At 71.8% G+C, this 16,907-nt stretch carries 12 protein-coding genes; 5 read left to right on the top strand and 7 right to left on the bottom strand.

Translation table 11 applies throughout. The features are described 5' to 3' along the window. The first annotated feature begins 111 nt into the window (after positions 1–111). The 3 genes from ABD339_RS22065 (at position 112) to ABD339_RS22055 (ending at position 4,127) form a co-directional block, all read left to right on the top strand. The gene (locus ABD339_RS22065; RefSeq protein WP_344568148.1) at positions 112–759 is read left to right on the top strand and encodes an amino acid ABC transporter permease; all 648 of its coding nucleotides are present in this window, start codon (positions 112–114) and stop codon (positions 757–759) included. Continuing rightward, positions 756–1,619: an amino acid ABC transporter permease gene (locus tag ABD339_RS22060; protein WP_344568147.1), complete on the top strand. Its 864-nt coding sequence runs from the start codon at positions 756–758 to the stop codon at positions 1,617–1,619. The genes ABD339_RS22065 and ABD339_RS22060 overlap by 4 nt, the downstream gene beginning before the upstream one ends. Positions 1,620–2,054: 435 nt before the next feature. Further along, positions 2,055–4,127: an FAD-dependent monooxygenase gene (locus ABD339_RS22055; RefSeq protein ID WP_344568146.1), complete on the top strand. Its 2,073-nt coding sequence runs from the start codon at positions 2,055–2,057 to the stop codon at positions 4,125–4,127. A 337-nt stretch (positions 4,128–4,464) separates the two neighbouring features. On the opposite strand, the gene recX is transcribed toward ABD339_RS22055, so the two are convergent. The 4 genes from recX to ABD339_RS22035 form a co-directional block, all read right to left on the bottom strand. Beyond that, positions 4,465–5,217 carry a recombination regulator RecX gene (gene recX, locus ABD339_RS22050; protein WP_344568145.1) on the bottom strand — a complete coding sequence of 251 codons (753 nt, stop codon included), beginning with the start codon at positions 5,215–5,217 and terminating at the stop codon, positions 4,465–4,467. A gap of 3 nt (positions 5,218–5,220) precedes the next feature. Further along, positions 5,221–6,405: a recombinase RecA gene (recA, locus tag ABD339_RS22045; RefSeq protein ID WP_344568144.1), complete on the bottom strand. Its 1,185-nt coding sequence runs from the start codon at positions 6,403–6,405 to the stop codon at positions 5,221–5,223. Positions 6,406–6,639: 234 nt separating this feature from the next. After that, entirely contained in the window at positions 6,640–7,734 is a 1,095-nt protein-coding gene (locus tag ABD339_RS22040) for an AI-2E family transporter (RefSeq protein ID WP_425576063.1), read from the bottom strand. Between the two features lie 483 nt (positions 7,735–8,217). Next, a complete protein-coding gene (locus ABD339_RS22035; protein WP_344568142.1) occupies positions 8,218–8,412 on the bottom strand; it encodes a DUF3046 domain-containing protein in 195 nt (64 codons plus the stop codon). Between the two features lie 78 nt (positions 8,413–8,490). On the opposite strand from ABD339_RS22035, the gene ABD339_RS22030 reads away from it, so the two are divergent. Further along, entirely contained in the window at positions 8,491–9,399 is a 909-nt protein-coding gene (locus ABD339_RS22030; protein ID WP_344568141.1) for a hypothetical protein, read from the top strand. 154 nt (positions 9,400–9,553) lie between these two features. On the opposite strand, the gene ABD339_RS22025 is transcribed toward ABD339_RS22030, so the two are convergent. The 3 genes from ABD339_RS22025 to ABD339_RS22015 form a co-directional block, all read right to left on the bottom strand. Next, a complete protein-coding gene (locus tag ABD339_RS22025) occupies positions 9,554–9,859 on the bottom strand; it encodes an AzlD domain-containing protein (protein WP_344568140.1) in 306 nt (101 codons plus the stop codon). Further along, positions 9,856–10,818, bottom strand: coding sequence for an AzlC family ABC transporter permease (locus tag ABD339_RS22020; protein ID WP_425576062.1), 963 nt, complete (start codon positions 10,816–10,818; stop codon positions 9,856–9,858). Before ABD339_RS22020 ends, ABD339_RS22025 begins: the two co-directional genes overlap by 4 nt. Before the next feature lie 72 nt (positions 10,819–10,890). Next, entirely contained in the window at positions 10,891–11,727 is an 837-nt protein-coding gene (locus ABD339_RS22015) for an AraC family transcriptional regulator (RefSeq protein ID WP_344568139.1), read from the bottom strand. A 185-nt stretch (positions 11,728–11,912) separates the two neighbouring features. Between ABD339_RS22015 and ABD339_RS22010 the strand changes: the two genes are divergently transcribed. Continuing rightward, positions 11,913–16,856: an Lhr family helicase gene (locus ABD339_RS22010; protein WP_344568138.1), complete on the top strand. Its 4,944-nt coding sequence runs from the start codon at positions 11,913–11,915 to the stop codon at positions 16,854–16,856. The last annotated feature ends 51 nt before the right edge of the window (positions 16,857–16,907 follow it).

Here is a 16,907-nt window from a genome sequence, read left to right as displayed (position 1 = left end):
CGTGCGGCGCGCACGCCGTGAACCCGTCCGCGCGGCGGGCCGGTTCCCGGTTCCATTTCCCGCCCCGTCGGTCTTCCCTGCCGTTCCGACGCGATTCCTCGCGGAGAATTCATGAACGTACTGCTCGACAATCTCGCGCTGTTTCGCGAGGGATTCCTCGGCACGCTGTCGTTGACCGTCGTCAGCGGCCTGCTCGCCGTGGTGCTCGGCCTGGTGATCGCCGGCTTCCGGGTCTCGCCCGTACCGCCGCTGCGGTTCTTCGGCACGATGTGGGTGACGGTGCTGCGGAACACCCCGCTGACGCTGCTCTTCCTCGTGGCGTTCTTCGTGGTGCCCAAGGTGCTCTTCCCCGGCATCAATTCCTTCGTGCTGGCGGTCCTCGCCTGCGGCTTCTACACCTCGGCCTTCGTCGCCGAGGCCGTGCGCTCAGGTATCAACACCGTTCCGCTGGGCCAGGCCGAGGCCGCCCGCGCGATCGGCATGTCCTTCACCCAGACCATGCGGATCGTGGTGCTCCCCCAGGCGACGCGCTCCGTGGTACCGCCGCTGAGCAGCATATTCATCGCCCTGACGAAGAACACGGCAATCGCCGGAGCCTTCGACAACGTCGACTTGTTCAACGTCGGGAAGACGCTGAACAACGACGGCTACGACATCGCCGTCCTCTTCATCTGGATCACCATCGGCTACCTCGTCATCACCTACGCCATCAGCGGCCTGTTCAAGCTGCTGGAAAACCGTCTGGAGGTGGCCCGATGAGTGCGAACGTCCTGTTCGACGCACCGGGCCCGAAGGCACGGGCGCGGAATATCGTCTACACCGTGGTCGGGGTTCTCGCGCTGCTCGGAATCGCCGCATGGGCCGGTATCCGGCTCTATGACAAGGGGCAGTTCGAGGGTGAACTCTGGGACATCTTCAATTACGCGGGCATCCGGGAGAACATTCTCGACGCGCTGCTCTCCACGCTGAAGGTCTTCGCGCTGGCGGGCGTTCTCTCGCTCGTCTTCGCGGTGATCCTGTGCGTCGCGCGGCTGTCCGACCACAAGCCGGTGCGCTGGGTGGCGGTCGTCTTCATCGACCTCTTCCGGTCGATCCCGCTGCTGATCACGATCTTCGCCCTGTGGGTCGGCATCATCGGCGACATGACCCCGATGTGGGCGCTCGTGCTCGGCCTGACCATCTACAACGGCTGTGTGCAGGCCGAGGTGCTGCGGGCCGGCGTCAACGCCGTGCCCAGGGGACAGGTCGAGGCCGCCTACGCCATCGGGCTGCGCAAGACGCAGGTGACGGCGACGATCCTGTTCCCGCAGGCAGTCCGGTCCATGCTGCCGACGATCATCAGCCAGCTCGTGGTCACCCTGAAGGACACCTCGCTCGGCTTCATGATCCTCTACCCGGAACTGCTCTACTCGGCGCGGCTCATCGCCAACAACACCCCGGTGGGCGGCACCTACCCGATCGTGCAGACGGTCATCGTCTTCGGCCTGATCTACATCGCGCTCTGCCTCCTCCTGGCCGCACTGGCCAACTGGATCGAGCGGCGCGGGCGCCGCTCCAAGGTGGGCATCGTGCCCGCGAAGGCGAAGGAGCTCAAGGAGACGGTGCCTTCGGAGCCGTAGGACGGCCGCGGGGGCGGTGACCGGGCGGTGACCGAAACAGTGGCCGAAGACGGCCCCTGGAAACACCGCCTGTGTTTCGAGGGCCGTCCGCGGGCATGCTCCCGGAATGTGTGCGGTCCGTGCGCCTGAGCTGTGTGGGTTCGGCGGACAACCCGGCGTGCGTCCCCGGACCGACCCGTATGCGGACCGGACCGACCCGCATACGGATACGGATACGGATACGGAACAACCGGCATGCGGATGTGAACGAACCGGCGTACGGCCGGAGACAGCGGGCCCCCGTGCCCCCCGGTCTCCGGCCGTTCGCCGTTCCCGGGCCTCACTTGACGCCCGCTCAGGCAGTGGGTTGCATACGATCGTGATCGTGCACCAGGCTCCAAGAACAGCGAACCCAGGCCCCCGTCAGCACCACCAGGGCTGTGAGGTCTCCCCGCTGTGGACCCGGTGATCGTGGTAGGCGCCGGGCCTGCCGGACTCGCACTTTCCCTTGCCCTCGCCCGGCACTCCGTACCCTCCGTCGTCCTGGACGCGACCGACGGCAGCACGCCGCCCCGCGCGGCCCGCACATGCGTGCTGCGCCCGGATACCGTAGCCCAGCTTCCGCCGCTTCCCGGGCTGCGCTGGCGCTCCTGGCGGACCCAGCGGCGGGCCCAGCTCGTCGAACGAGTCGATCTGGCACCGGACGAGGCGCCTGTGCACATCGAACAGCACGCGCTGGAGCGCGCGTTGCGCACCGCGCTGGAGCACGAGAAGCTCGCCCGGATCGTCACCGGCAGCCATGTGGACGTCCTGGAACAGGACCCACGCGGCGTCACCGCCCACACCCGCGGTCCGCAGGGCACCTGGTGGCGCGGCAGTTACGCGGTCGGCTGCGACGGAGCACGCTCCACGGTCCGCAAGCTGCTCGGTGTCCGCTTCCCCGGCAGGACCGCCGTCGAACGGCACGCGGTCGCGACCCTGCGCGTCCGGCTCCCCTGGGAGGACGAGAACTTCACCGCGATCCGGGCCGGGGTCGGGAACGGGAACGGGGGTGGGCCCCAGGGCCTGGGCGGAGCGCCGCACGGCCCGGTCGCGGCTCTTGAGCCCGGCCCCTCGGGACGGGCCGGTGGAGCGTTCGTACTCGGTACCGGTGTAGAGGCCGGGCGCGGTCCGGGCCCCGGTCACGGTCCCGAACGCGGGCACCGTGAGAGGGCAGACCGGGAAGAGGCGGAGGCCAGGGAGTCCAGGCGGGCCGGGGAAGGCGGGTTCGGGCGCTCGGGTGAGCCGGCGGGGTGGGAGTGGGGCGGCGCGGGAGCCGCTCTGCTGCACCGGGACCCGGGCGGGACGCCGGGCGAGGTGACGGCCCGCCCGCTCCCCCAAGGACTGTGGCGCCTGGACTGGCTGCTGGCGCCGCGCGGGGGCCTGGTGACACCCGAGGAAATGCTGGAGCGCGTCGGCGACGCCCTGTCGGTCTGGTCCCAAGAAGCCCTCACATACGGCCCCAACGGCCCCCGCAAGGGTACGTCCCCCACCAGCGGCGCCAGGACGAACCGGGGCACAGGGGCGGGCGGGGGCGCACGCGGCGCCGGTAGCGCGGGGGGCGGCCTCGGTGGTGTGGGGGGCAGCGGCAGTGCGGGAGGCGGCATCGGCGCGTACGAACTGGTCGACACCGGGGTGCACACCTCGCACCAGCGGCTGGCCAGGCACTGGCGCGCAGATCGCGTCTTCCTCGCGGGGGACGCCGCACATCTGACAGGCGCGCTGGGTGTGCAGTCCATCGACGAAGGGCTGCGGGATGCGGCCAACCTCTCCTGGAAGCTCGCGATCGCCTGGCACGACGGCCACCACGGCGCAGCAGACACGCTGCTGGACAGCTACGAGACGGAGCGGCGCGGCGCCCTCGCCCACCGGCTGCGTTCCGTGGACCAGGCAATCGCTGTGGTACGGCGCGGGGGCGGACTGCGCGCCCTGCTGCCCGGCGGGGGCGCCCGCTCGCATCTCGGACTGCTGACCGACGGCCATCTGGGTCGCGGGCTCATCGGAGCGCCCCCGGCGTACGCGCGCACACCGCTGGCACCTCCGAGCGCTTCGGTGAGCGGAGTGCCCGTCGGCACGGCCCCGGGCGCCCCGGTACACGATGTGCCGGTCACCGCGTCCGACGGCGCCCGGGGCAGACTCCGTGACTGGCTGGGCGGCCCGGGCGGCGAACTGCTGGTGGTGCTGGTGGCGCCCGGCACCGGAGTGTGGGACAGCCGCCACTGGCTGTCGGCGGGCATGATGCCCGAGCTGGCCGCGCTGGTTGCCGAACTGCCGCTGCGCGCCACGCTGCTGGTGGCCGAGAGCTACCCGGAAGCCGCGGCCCATACGGTGCTGGCCGTCCGCGCCGACGGCCACTTGGCCGCCGCCGTCCCCGCCGGCCGCACCACGGAACTGCGCACCTGCGCGGAGGCCGTGCGCGGTGGCACCGGCCGGCAGATCGAAAGGGCGAGCGGCGGAGGACTCAACAGGGGCTCCGATGGCGCACGTTGAGGGGCCCGCCGCCGACACCTGCGGCCTGTCATCGCGATGGGATACCGGGGCGGACCAACGCGAGCCCGCCCGCCCCAACGCCCCTGGACACCGGCACGGCGGGCCGGCTAACCAGCCACGTGCCCCCGGCCGCCACCGGCCCCACGCACCGCCAACCTCCGCGCGCCGACGGAGACCACGGCGATGACGCTGAGGCTGAGGACGAGCCCGGGTGACAGCATCCCCAAGGCGACCCGCCCCTCGTCTCCGCCGACGAACAGCGGGAGCGGGGCAGCGAAAAAACACAAGGATCCCGGCGGAATGTCACCATAGGCCGCCACCGGCAGACCGCCACCGTCTAAATGCCGGGCAGGTGCTCCTCAAGCGACTCCGGGTCCTCTCCTTCCTCCTCCAGCGCCTGCCGGACGACGCTCAGCGCGAGCCCTTCCGAATAGCCCTTGCGAGCCAGCATTCCGGCCAGGCGCCGCAGCCGCTTGTCTCTTTCCAGGCCCCTGGTGGAGCGCAGCTTGCGCTCCACCAGAGCGCGGGCCGTCTCCTGTTCGCGCTCCGAGTCCAGTTGGCCGACCGCTTCGTCGATCACCGTGGACTCCACGCCCTTGGTACGCAGCTCACGGGCGAGCGCGCCACGGGCCAAGCCCCTGCTGTGGTGCCGGGATTCCACCCACGCGGCAGCGAAGGCACCGTCGTCGATGAGGCCGACCTCTTCGAGTCTGGCCAGCACCTGCTCTGCCGCCTCCTCGGGCACTTCCCGCTTCCGGAGCGCGTCCGCGAGTTGCTGTCGGGTGCGCGGGGTACCGGTGAGAAGTCGCAGGCAGATGGCCCTGGCCCGCTCCACCGGGTCCTGCGGCTCCTGTGCCCGGCCGCCCCGCTCCCCCTTTTCGGGGCGGCCCTGTCTCCCCCGCCCGCCCCGTGAGCTGCGAGGCGCATGCGGTGATCCCGCTCCGGCCCTCGACGAAGCGGGATCACCGCCGTCCTGGTGATCGGCCGCCGGCCCCTCGGTCCGGCCCGAACCGGCCGAAGAACCGTGGCGTTCCGCGTGCACTTGCTCGTACGCGTACTCGTACTCCGGCCAGTCGCTGCGCCGCGTCACGGACTAGCTCTTGGCCGCGGCGGTCTTGGTGGCCTTGCTCGTCTTGGCTGTCTTGCCGGCCGCCGGGGCCGGGACGGTCTTGGCCGCCGCGTCCGTGCCCTCGCCCGGAGTGCCCGCTGCCGAGGCCGGGGCCGCCGGGTCGGTCGCGCTCCCCGCGGCGTCCGCCCCGGGCTCAGCGGCCGGCTCTTCCGGCTGCACGCCGATGCCGAGCTTCTCCTTGATCTTCTTCTCGATCTCGTTGGCGAGGTCGGGGTTGTCCTTGAGGAAGTTGCGGGAATTCTCCTTGCCCTGGCCGAGCTGGTCGCCCTCGTAGGTGTACCAGGCACCGGACTTGCGGATGAAGCCGTGCTCCACACCCATGTCGATCAGTCCGCCCTCGCGGCTGATACCCATGCCGTAGAGGATGTCGAACTCGGCCTGCTTGAAGGGGGGCGCGACCTTGTTCTTGACGACCTTGACGCGGGTGCGGTTGCCGACGGCGTCGGTGCCGTCCTTCAGCGTCTCGATCCGTCGGATGTCGAGCCGCACGGAGGCGTAGAACTTCAGCGCGCGGCCACCGGTGGTGGTCTCCGGCGAGCCGAACATGACACCGACCTTCTCGCGGAGCTGGTTGATGAAGATCGCGGTGGTCTTGGACTGGTTGAGCGCACCGGCGATCTTCCTCAGCGCCTGGCTCATCAGCCGGGCCTGGAGGCCGACATGGGAGTCGCCCATCTCGCCCTCGATCTCAGCACGGGGAACCAGCGCGGCCACCGAGTCGATGATGATCAGGTCGAGCGCGCCGGAACGGATGAGCATGTCGACGATTTCGAGGGCCTGCTCGCCATTGTCCGGCTGCGAGAGGATCAGTGCGTCGGTATCGACCCCGAGGCGCTTGGCGTACTCGGGATCCAGGGCGTGCTCGGCGTCCACGAAGGCGACCGTGCCGCCGGCCTTCTGCGCGTTGGCCACCGCGTGCAGGGTCAGGGTGGTCTTACCGGAGGATTCGGGGCCGTAGACCTCCACGACCCGGCCGCGTGGCAGGCCGCCGACGCCCAGGGCGACGTCGAGGGCGGTCGAACCGGTGGGGATGATCTCGACCGGCTCGTTGGGCCGCTCGCCCATGCGCATCACGGCGCCCTTGCCGAATTGCCGTTCAATCTGGGCGAGAGCGGCATCGAGTGCCTTCTCGCGGTCGGTTCCTGCCATGGGGGCCACCCGGTTGGTTGCTTGAGTCGATCGCTTCACGTCAAACGACGCTAGCGCCTGCCACTGACAATCGGTCCGGCCGCTCGGCCCGGACCCGCGCTCCTCCGGCCCCGGCCCGAGTGGTCGGGCTCGCCGGAACACCCATAAGAATCGATGTTCGATTTCTGCGTCAAGTCACCCCTCCAACCTGTGGATAACCAGGAAACCAGCAGGTCACGGGGGTAGAGCAGGGGTTCAGGAGCGGCGTCGCCACCGCCGCCGGGGGCCCTTTTCACCCCTCGAACCCCGCCTGGCGCGGACGTCCGTCACGTCGTAGCGCCTCACATAAGCGCCCAGAAATCCCTGGAGTGTCGCCGTCGCCGGGATCGCGATCAACGCGCCCGCCACTCCCAGGAGCGAGGTACCCGCGATCACCGATCCGAAGGCGACAGCGGGGTGGATGTCCACGGTCCTGGCGGTGATACGCGGCTGGAGCACATAGTTCTCGAACTGCTGGTAGACGACGACGAACGCCAGTACCCACAGCGCGGACCAGGGATCGACGGTGAACGCGAGCAGCATCGGCAGCGCCCCCGCCAGATACGTGCCCACCGTCGGCACGAACTGGGAGACCACCCCCACCCAGGCCGCCAGCGCCGCCGCATAGGGCACCCCGAGCAGCAGGAGGAAGACGTAGTGCGCCACTCCGGAGATCAGGGCCATCAGCGCCCGTGAGTAGATGTAGCCGCCGGTCTTGGCCACCGCGATCTCCCACGCCCGCAGCACCTCCGCCTGATGTGCCGGGGGCAGCATCGAGCACAGTGCCATCCGCAGCCGGGGCCCGTCGGCCGCGAAGTAGAAGGTGAACAACACCACCGTCAACAGTTGGAAGACCCCGCCCAGCACGGTCGCCGAGATCCCCCACACGTTCTGCGCTCCACTGCGCAGGGAGCCGCGCACCCAGTCGGAGTGGATGACATCCGACTGGAGCTTGTGGGCATCGAGACGGGTGTGGAAGGTCGCGTTGATCCAGCTGATGACGTCACTGACGTAGGCGGGCAGGTTGTCGACAATCCTGGTGATCTGGTCGGCGAGGAGCGAGCCGAGAGCGGCGAAGAAGCCCGCCCCGGCGACCAGCACCACCAGGGAGACCACGGCCGTCGCCGGACCGCGCCGCATCCCCCGCCGGGCGAGGCCATCGATCGCGGGCTCCATGGCCAGCGCCAGGAAGAACGCCATCAGGACGTTCAGCAGCAGCCCGAGAGTCCTCAGAAAGGCCCAGCCGAGGAGTTGGTAGGCACCGACCAGCGCCAGCGCGAGTGCGAAGGCCCGCGGCAGCCAGCGGGGCATCCGGGACGCCCCCGCCGCGGGGCCACCGGGCAATGCCGCGTTCACGTCCGCGTCTTCGCGTCCGCTCCCTTCGCGGCGGTGAAGGTGCCCCTCGCTGGGACCGGTCTCTTCCCGGTCGTGACCGCGCCCCTCGCTCTGGCCGTCCCGGCCGCCGTCGTCTGATGCACCCATCGGGCAAGTTTCGCGCTCCGGGACAAAACACCCGCTCATGGCTCGCTCGTGTCGGGAGCCTCGGACCCGCCACCGGCGCCACCGTGCGGTAGCGGACCTCGGCCCCCGGACCGGGTCCCCGCCCCCCATCCCCGGCAGGAGCGCCGCGCTCCGTGGCCCGTCCGGACTCCGGCCCTCCCGGCCGCGGCGCCGGACATCGGACTGCGGGTGGCCGCACCTTGGAGCCGCCGGCAGTTCAGGCCCTGGAACGCCGCGTTCTCCGGCTCAGCGCCGCTCCGCGGACATGATTCAGCGCCACTCCGCGGATCCGGCTCAGCGCTTGCTCGCAGGAACGCCCATCACCGCGCACACCACCCGCCAGACGTCCTTCGCCTCCCAGCCGGCCGCGAGCGCCTCATGAACGGTCCGGCCGCCGAGTTCGGACATCACGTAATCGCGCGCGAAGGAATCGGCGTACGTCTCACCGAAGTGATCCGCCATTCGCTCCCAGAAGACCGTCAACCGCATGCGTCCATTATCCCGCCCTCCGGGTTGGCTCCAGTCCGTGGCCGTGACCCGGCCGCCGCGCGCGCCTACGGTCGGAGGATGGCTCCCTCTGGATCGACTCCTCTCTCCCGTGCCGAACACTTCATCTGGCTGACGGCGCGCGTGCTGGAGCAGCGGCGCTTCGAACACCATTTCCTGGACGGCGACCCCGACACCGTCGAGACCGCCCTCGATGCCTACCGCAACGCCGATGGCGGCTACGGCCACGCACTGGAGCCCGACCTGCGCGGCCCGGTCAGCCAGCCGCTGCACACGGCAGCTGCCCTCCACGTGCTGGACGACATCGGGCGCTGCTCCGGACAGCGGGTGGAGCGCATCGGGCGCTACCTGACGGCCGTCTCCACCTCGGAGGGCGCGCTGCCCGCCGTGCACCCGTCGCTGCGCGGGTATCCGGCGGCGCCCTGGATCCCGGTCGTGGACTCCCCGCCGAGTGCCCTGCTCGCGACCGGCCCGGTAGTCGGCACGCTGCACCGCAACAGCGTCTGGCACGCCTGGCTGTTCCGCGCGACGGACTACTGCTGGCACACCATCGAGTCCCTGGAAAAGACCCACCCCTACGAGGTGCGCGCGGCGCTCGCCTTCCTGGACGGAGTCCCCGACAGGCGACGCGCCGAGGCCGCCGCCGACCATCTGGGCACACTGGTGCGCGAGCAGCGGCTGGCCGTCACAGACCCGGATCACGAGGAGGACTTCCCCGTCCCGGAGGGCTACGCGTCCACGGAGCACCACTACGTGACCGACTTCGCGCACACCCCGGATTCGTTGGCCCGGCGCTGGTTCACCGAGAACGAGCTGGAGCGCGGCCTCGACCACCTGCTGCGCCGCCAGCAGGAGGACGGCGGCTGGAACATCACCTGGCGCCGCTGGGCCCCCGGGACGGAGCTGGAGGGGCGCCCCCTGGTGACCCTGGAGGCGCTGCTGACCCTGCGCGCCTACGGGCGGCTCTGAGGCGAGGTTCCTCAGTGCGCTCCGGAAACGGAACCACCCGCCACGCCCGTCCCTCCCCGTCCTGGTCCGATTCCTGCTCCAGCTCCAGGCGTACCTCTCACGCGGCGTCCACCCGACCGGGACCGGCGGACGCCGCGTGAGGGCGGGGAGGCGTCTAACCCAGCGCCCGGGCACCCGCGGTGACCAGCACGGCAGCCGCTACGACCACCAGGAAGGGAGCGCGCAGCAACAGCGCGCCGGCAGCCGCCGAGAGGCCGGCCGTACGGGCGTCGAGGGTCAGCGCGGCCTCCTCGCTGAATGTCTGCTGCGCTATCAGCGCGGCCAGCAGCGCCACCGGCAGCAGAGCTGCCAGCCGCTTGGTGAGTGGTCGTTCCAGCGCTCCTGCGGGGACCGACAGGCCGAGCAGCTTCACCAGATAGCAGCCGACGATCGTCGCCCCGATCGCGATCCACACGCTCACCGGGAGCCCCCCTTCTTCGCCTGCCGCTCCTGGCCCGGCCCGTTTTCGTCCTTCATCCGGTGCCGGTGTGGGTGTGGGTCCTGCGCGGACACGTTTTCGTCCTCCATCCGGTCGGCTTCTTCTTTCCTCGCCCGGCCACGAGGCAGTGCCCAGCCGTGTACCAGCAGCACCACGGGCGCGGCCAGCGCCGCTACCAGTACCGGCACTCCGGCGGGAAGTACCGGCAGCAGGCCAAGGCCCAAGACGACGGCGAGTCCGGCAGTTGCCCGCTCCACACCGGTGCGGACCATGGGGGCGAGCAGCGCGAGGAAGACGGCGGGGCCGGCGGCGTCCAGGCCCCACGCGTCGGTGTCCCCCAACGCCTCGGCACCCAGGGCGCCGCACAGCGTGGTGAGGTTCCACAGGGTGAAGATCGAGGCGCCCGTGACGGTGAAGCCGAGCCTGACGGCATGCCGGCTCCGCTGGGCGAGCGCGACGGCGGTGGTCTCGTCGATCACCCAGTGGGCCGCCGCGAGACGCGCCCCTGGCCGCAGCCCGAGCAGGGCGGACAGGCGCAGCCCGTAGAAGGCGTTTCTGGCGCTCAGGAAGAAGGCGCCCACCGCGGCCGTCAGCGGGGCTCCTCCGGCGGCCAGCGCGCCGACGAGCGCGAACTGCGAGGCCCCGGTGAACACGAAGAGGCTGAGCGCGCAGGTCTGCGCGACGCTGAGCCCGGCACCGGCCGAGGTCACTCCGAACGCGAAGCCGGACAGCCCGACGGCGACGCCGACGCCCAGCGCGTCCCGGATGACGGCGCGGTCGCCCTCTCGCGGATCACGGACCCCGCTGCCCGGTTGGTCCGGTCCGCCTGCCTCACCGGGTACGGCGCCGGGCGCGGTGGCCGCCTCATCCGGTGTGTGTTTCCGTGCGGCATCCGGCTTCGCGTCCCGAGTGGCTTCATCCGGTGCGGGGGAGGCCGCCACGGTGTCCCGGGCCTCCGGAGGGTCGAAGGTCTCTCTTTGGTGTGGCACGGCGTCACACTAGAAACTCGCACGTCAGTGCGTCTTGTACGTTTTTGCGCGACCGCGCTGGTAGGCGCCGGGCGGAACACCGATCACGCGGCCGAAGTGCCGCGTGAGATGCGACTGGTCGGTGAAGCCCACCGCGGTGGCGGCCTCCGCCGAGGTATGCCCGTGGTCCAGGAGCGTGCGCGCCCTGCGCACCCGGGCGTCGGTCAGCCAGGTGTGCGGCGGCATACCGTATTCGGCGCGGTACGCGCGCAGCAGCGCGAACGAGCCGGTGCCCAGTTCGCTCGCCAGTTCCTCCAGGGACGGCGGGTCCGCCATCCGTTCCTCCAGAACGGTCCGCGCCCGCCGCGCGTGGAGCGCGCCTGCGGTGCGCGGGACGCGCCGGGGCAGTGGTCCGCCGTGCTCCCGCAGGATGCGGGCGATCATGACACGCATGAGGCTGTCGGCGGCCAGCCCGTTGCCCTCCTCGACGGCGCGGTGCACCGCGTGGACGTAGCGCGCCGCGACCGGGTCCTCGGCGACGGGCCTGACGAATCCCGGAGTTCCCCGGATGGTCGTCGTTTCCGCGGCGATGTCCGCGACGAGCCGGGGAGCGGGGTAGAGGACGCTGTAGCGCCAGCCCTCGGGCACCCCGGCGTGACCCGTGTGCGTCGTGTCAGGGTTGATCAGGGCGAGTGTTCCCGGCCGCGCGTAGTGCACGCTTCCGCCGTGGTGGAACGCCTCCACGCCCTCGGATACGGCAGCGATCACATACGCCTCGTGCGTGTGTCGGGTGAACGTCTTTTCGATGTAGCGGGCGCGCAGCAGATCCACATGCGGCAGTTCCGGGGACTGCCAGTAGCGCGCGCTCTCCCCAGCGGTCATGTGCCCATTGTCTGGAGGCGCCCGGTCCTCCCGGCTCCCGGGCGCCGGTTCCAGGAGGCAGGATCCGGGCCCCCGGCTCCTGGAACCGGCGCTCCCCCGGCCCGACCTCGCGCGGGCCGGGCCCCGGGCCGCTCCCCACCACCCCCGGGCCGCTCCCGGAGCCGCTGTCAGTGCCGTGCTGCACGATGGGGGGCATGGGTCGGACATCGGCGCTGGACGCCTTCTCACCAGCGACTCGTGCGTGGTTCACGGGTGCCTTCAGCGAGCCCACCTCCGCGCAGGAGGGGGCTTGGCGTGCCCTGACCGAGGAGTCGGACGCGCTGGTGGTGGCCCCGACCGGCTCGGGCAAGACTCTGGCGGCCTTTCTCGCCTCGCTGGATGCCCTGGCTGCCACTCCGCCGCCCGCCGACGCTCTCAAGCGCTGCCGGGTGCTCTACGTCTCCCCGCTCAAGGCCCTCGCGGTGGATGTGGAGCGGAACCTGCGCAGCCCGCTGACCGGCATCCGGCACGAGTCGCTCCGGCTCGGGCTGCCCGAGCCGGAGATCAAGGTCGGCATCCGCTCCGGTGACACCCCGGCGACGGAGCGCAGGTCCCTGGCCCGCCGCCCCCCGGACATCCTGATCACCACCCCCGAGTCGCTCTTCTTGATGCTGACCTCCAGCACGAGGGACGCGCTCGCGGGCGTCGAGACCGTCATCCTGGACGAGGTGCACGCGGTGGCGGGTACCAAGCGCGGCGCGCATCTCGCACTCTCCCTGGAGCGGCTCGACCAGCTCCTGGAGCGTCCCGCGCGCCGCATCGGCCTGTCGGCGACGGTACGCCCGGTCGACGAGGTGGCCCGCTTCCTCTCCCCCCGGAGGAACGCGGCGATCGTCCAGCCCGCCTCCGGCAAGGAGTTCGCGCTCTCGGTCGTCGTCCCGGTGGAGGACATGGGCGAGCTGGGCAGCTCACCGGCGCAGGACGCGGCGGGGCCCTCGTCCGGCGGCCCCGGCGGCGGTGGCAAGCCGTCGATCTGGCCGTCCGTCGAGGAGCGGATCACCGACCTCATCCAGGAGCACCGCTCCACCATCGTGTTCGCCAACTCCCGCCGCCTGGCCGAGCGGCTGTGCAACAGGCTGAACGAGATCGCGTACGAGCGGGCCACCGGCGAACCGATGCCCGAGGACCACTCCCCGGCGGAGTTGATGGGCAATGCGGGCGCCGTCACGGGCGCCCCGCCCCTGCTCGCCCGTGCGCACCACGGGTCGGTCTCCAAAGAGCAGCGCTCACAGGTCGAGGAGGACCTGAAGGCGGGGCGGCTGCCGGCGGTGGTGGCCACCTCCAGCCTGGAGCTGGGCATCGACATGGGCGCCGTGGATCTGGTCATCCAGGTCGAGTCGCCGCCCTCGGTCGCCTCGGGGCTCCAGCGCGTGGGCCGGGCCGGCCACCAGGTCGGCGCCGTCTCCGCAGGGGTGGTCTTCCCGAAATACCGCGGCGACCTGGTGCAGTCCGCCGTGGTCACCGAACGGATGCGCGAAGGCGCTATTGAGGCGCTCCGCGTCCCCTCCAACCCGCTGGACGTCCTCGCACAGCAGATCGTGGCCATGGCCGCCGCCGACACCTGGGACGTGGATGAGCTGCTGGCTCTGGTGCGCCGCGCGGCGCCCTTCGCCGCCCTCCCTGAGTCGGCGTACGTCTCGGTGCTGGACATGCTCGCCGGCCGCTACCCCTCCGACGCGTTCGCCGAGCTGCGCCCCCGCCTGGTGTGGGACCGGGTGGCGAACACGGTCAACGGCCGGCCCGGCGCGCAGCGGCTCGCGGTCACCTCCGGGGGCACCATTCCCGACCGTGGCCTGTTCGGGGTGTTCCTGGCCGGTGCCGACCCGAAGAAGGGCGGGGGCCGGGTCGGCGAGCTGGATGAGGAGATGGTCTACGAGTCCCGCGTGGGCGACGTCTTCACCCTGGGCACCACGACATGGCGGATCGAGGACATCACCCGCGACCGAGTGCTGGTCACCCCGGCGCCAGGGGTGCCCGGCAGACTGCCGTTCTGGAAGGGCGATCAGCTGGGCAGGCCCTTGGAGCTGGGCAGGGCGCTGGGCGCCTTTCTGCGGGAGATCGGCTCCCTCACCCGCGAGCGGGCCGAGGAGCGGCTCGCGGCCTCTGGTCTGGACGCGCTGGCGGTCACCAATCTTCTGGCCTATCTCGATGAACAACGCGAGGCCGCAGGCCATGTCCCCGACGACCGGACGATCGTCGTCGAGCGCTTCCGCGACGAACTGGGCGACTGGCGGATCGTGGTGCACTCCCCCTTCGGCGCCCAGGTCCACGCCCCCTGGGCGCTGGCCATCGGCGCCAGGCTGACCGAGCGCTACGGCATGGACGCACAGGTCATGCACGCGGATGACGGACTCGTGCTGCGCCTGCCCGACGCCGAACTGATGGGCCTCGACCTTTTCGGCTTCGAGGAGGATCCGGCTCCTCTCACAGCGGCCGAGGCGTCTCTCACGGGGGCCGGGGAATCCCGCTCCGGTCCCGCCGGAAGGGCCGCTCCCGCACGGGGTGCTGCCCCTTCCGGGGGCCCCGCTCCCGCGCGCGATCTGCCGGTCGATCCCGACCAGCCCCCGCTCGGAGTCTCCGATGTGCTCTTCGACAAGGGAGAGATCGAGCAGATCGTGACCGACCAGGTCGGCGGCTCGGCGCTGTTCGCCGCCCGGTTCCGCGAGTGCGCCTCGCGCGCGCTGCTGCTGCCCCGGCGCAACCCGGGCAAGCGCACGCCCCTGTGGCAGCAGCGGCAGCGCGCCTCGCAGCTGCTTCAAGTGGCGGGTGAGTTCGGCTCGTTCCCGATCATTCTGGAGGCCGTCCGTGAGTGCCTCCAGGACGTGTTCGACGTGCCCGGCCTGACCGAGCTGATGGGTGACATCGAATCCCGCCGCGTCCGGATGGTGGAGGTCACCACCCCTGAACCGTCGCCGTTCGCACGCTCGTTGCTGTTCGGCTATGTCGCGCAGTATCTGTACGAGGGCGACTCCCCGCTGGCCGAGCGCCGCGCCGCGGCCCTCTCGCTGGATTCCCGGCTGCTGTCCGAGCTGCTGGGCCAGGCCGAGCTGCGCGAGCTGCTGGATGCCGATGTGCTCCACGAATTGGAGCGCGAGCTTCAGTGGCTCACCGAAGAGCGCCGCGTCAAGGACGCCGAAGGCGTGGCCGACCTCCTGCGCCTGCTGGGCCCGCTCACCACCGCGGAGCTGACCGAGCGCGGCGCCGAGCGGGCCTGGGCCGCGGAGCTGGAGTCGGCCCGCCGCGCCATCCGGGTACGCCTGGCCGGCCAGGAGCACTGGGCCGCGATCGAGGACGCCGGCCGGCTGCGGGACGCGCTGGGGGCCGCGCTGCCGGTCGGCGTACCGGAGGCGTTCACCGAGCCGGTGGCCGACCCGCTGGGCGATCTGCTCGCGCGCTATGCCCGCACACACGGCCCGTTCACCTCCGCCGACGCCGCCTCCCGGTTCGGGCTGGGCACGGCCGTGGCGGATGGGGCGCTGCACCGGCTGACGGCCGGCGGGCGGCTGGTGCAGGGCGAGTTCCACCCTTCCGGGGTCGGCCAGGAGTGGTGCGACGCGGGCGTGCTGCGCCGCCTGCGCCGCCGCTCGCTGGCCGCACTGCGGCATGAGCTGGAGCCGGTGGCCCCGACCGCTTTGGCCGCGTTCCTCCCGCAGTGGCAGCATCTGGGCACCGGCAGTCTGCGCGGTGTCGAGGGCCTGTTGCGCACCGTGGAGCAGCTCCAAGGCGCTCCTGTCCCGGCCTCCGCCGTGGAAAAGCTGGTCCTGCCGGGCCGGGTGGCGGACTACGCGGCGCCGATGCTGGATGAGCTGACCGCCTCGGGGGAGGTCGTCTGGGCGGGCGCCGGCGCGCTTCCGGGCAAAGACGGCTGGCTTTCGCTGTATCCGGCCGAAACGGCACCGCTGTTGCTGCCGCCACCGCATCCACTGGAGCTGACGCCGGTTCACCAGGCGGTGCTGGCCGCATTGGAGGGCGGCTACGGCCTCTTCTTCCGGCAGATCGCCGAGCGCGTGCGCGGCGGAGGCGGCCGTGACGGCAGCGGCGGCCATCCGGAGGCTACGGATCCGCAGCTCGCCGAGGCCCTGTGGGACCTGGTGTGGTCGGGCCGCGTCACCGGAGACACTCTCGCCCCGCTGCGGGCCCTCCTCGGCTCGGGTCGCACGGCCGGCTCGACGGCGCACCGCGCCAAGAGGCCCGCGCCGCGCGGGCGTTACGGCTCCTTCACCGCCGCCGCAGTCGCGGCGGGCACGGGTGCGGGCCGCCGCGCACCGGGCCGGGCGCCGCACCAGGCGCCGCCGACCGTCGCCGGGCGCTGGTCCCTGCTGCCCGCGCCCGAAAGCGAACCCACCCACCGGGCCCACGCGCTGGCTCGCACACTGCTGGACAGGCACGGGGTGGTGACGCGCGGAGCGGTTGCGGCCGAGGGCGTCGAGGGCGGCTTCTCCGCCGCTTACCGCGTGCTGTCGGTCTTCGAGGAGAGCGGCCAGGCGCGTCGCGGGTACGTCGTCGAGGGGCTGGGCGCCGCCCAGTTCGCGATGGACGGAGCCGTCGACCGGCTGCGCGCGGTGAGCACGGCGAAGGAACGCGACGGGGGCGAAAGCGCTCCGGGGCCCGGCCGTTCTGCGCCGCGTGCGCTCGTGCTGGCGGCGGCCGACCCGGCGAACGCCTACGGCGCGGCACTCCCCTGGCCGGCGCCCCCGCAGGGCGCCACCCACAAGCCGGGCCGCAAGGCGGGCTCCCTCGTCGTTCTGGTGGACGGCGCCCTGACGCTGTATGTCGAACGCGGTGGCAAGACGATGCTTGCCTGGGCGAACGGCCCCGAGGCACCGCCGAATCCGGACGGCGGAAGCACGGGCTCCAGCCCGGCGGAGGGCGCCGCTGCCGGATCGTACGGCTACGACGCGGATGCGGGAGCCGCCCGGATCGCCGCCGCCGTCGAGGCCCTTGCCCGCGCGGCCCGCAGGGGCGCGCTGGGCACCGTCACGGTCGAACGGGTCAATGGGACAGCCGCGCTCTCCTCACCCCTCAGCGCGGCCCTGGAGTCGGCCGGCTTCCACCCCACCCCTCGCGGCCTGCGGCTGCGCGCCACGTAGGGCCCTGCGCGGCGGCCGGTGAGGCGAACCGCGCCGGCCTCTCCGTCGGCC

This window comes from Streptomyces axinellae (genome assembly GCF_039532135.1).
GTDB lineage: Bacteria > Actinomycetota > Actinomycetes > Streptomycetales > Streptomycetaceae > Streptomyces > Streptomyces axinellae.
Note: the sequence above shows the minus strand (reverse complement) of the source record. Positions and strands in the feature narration are given on the sequence as shown.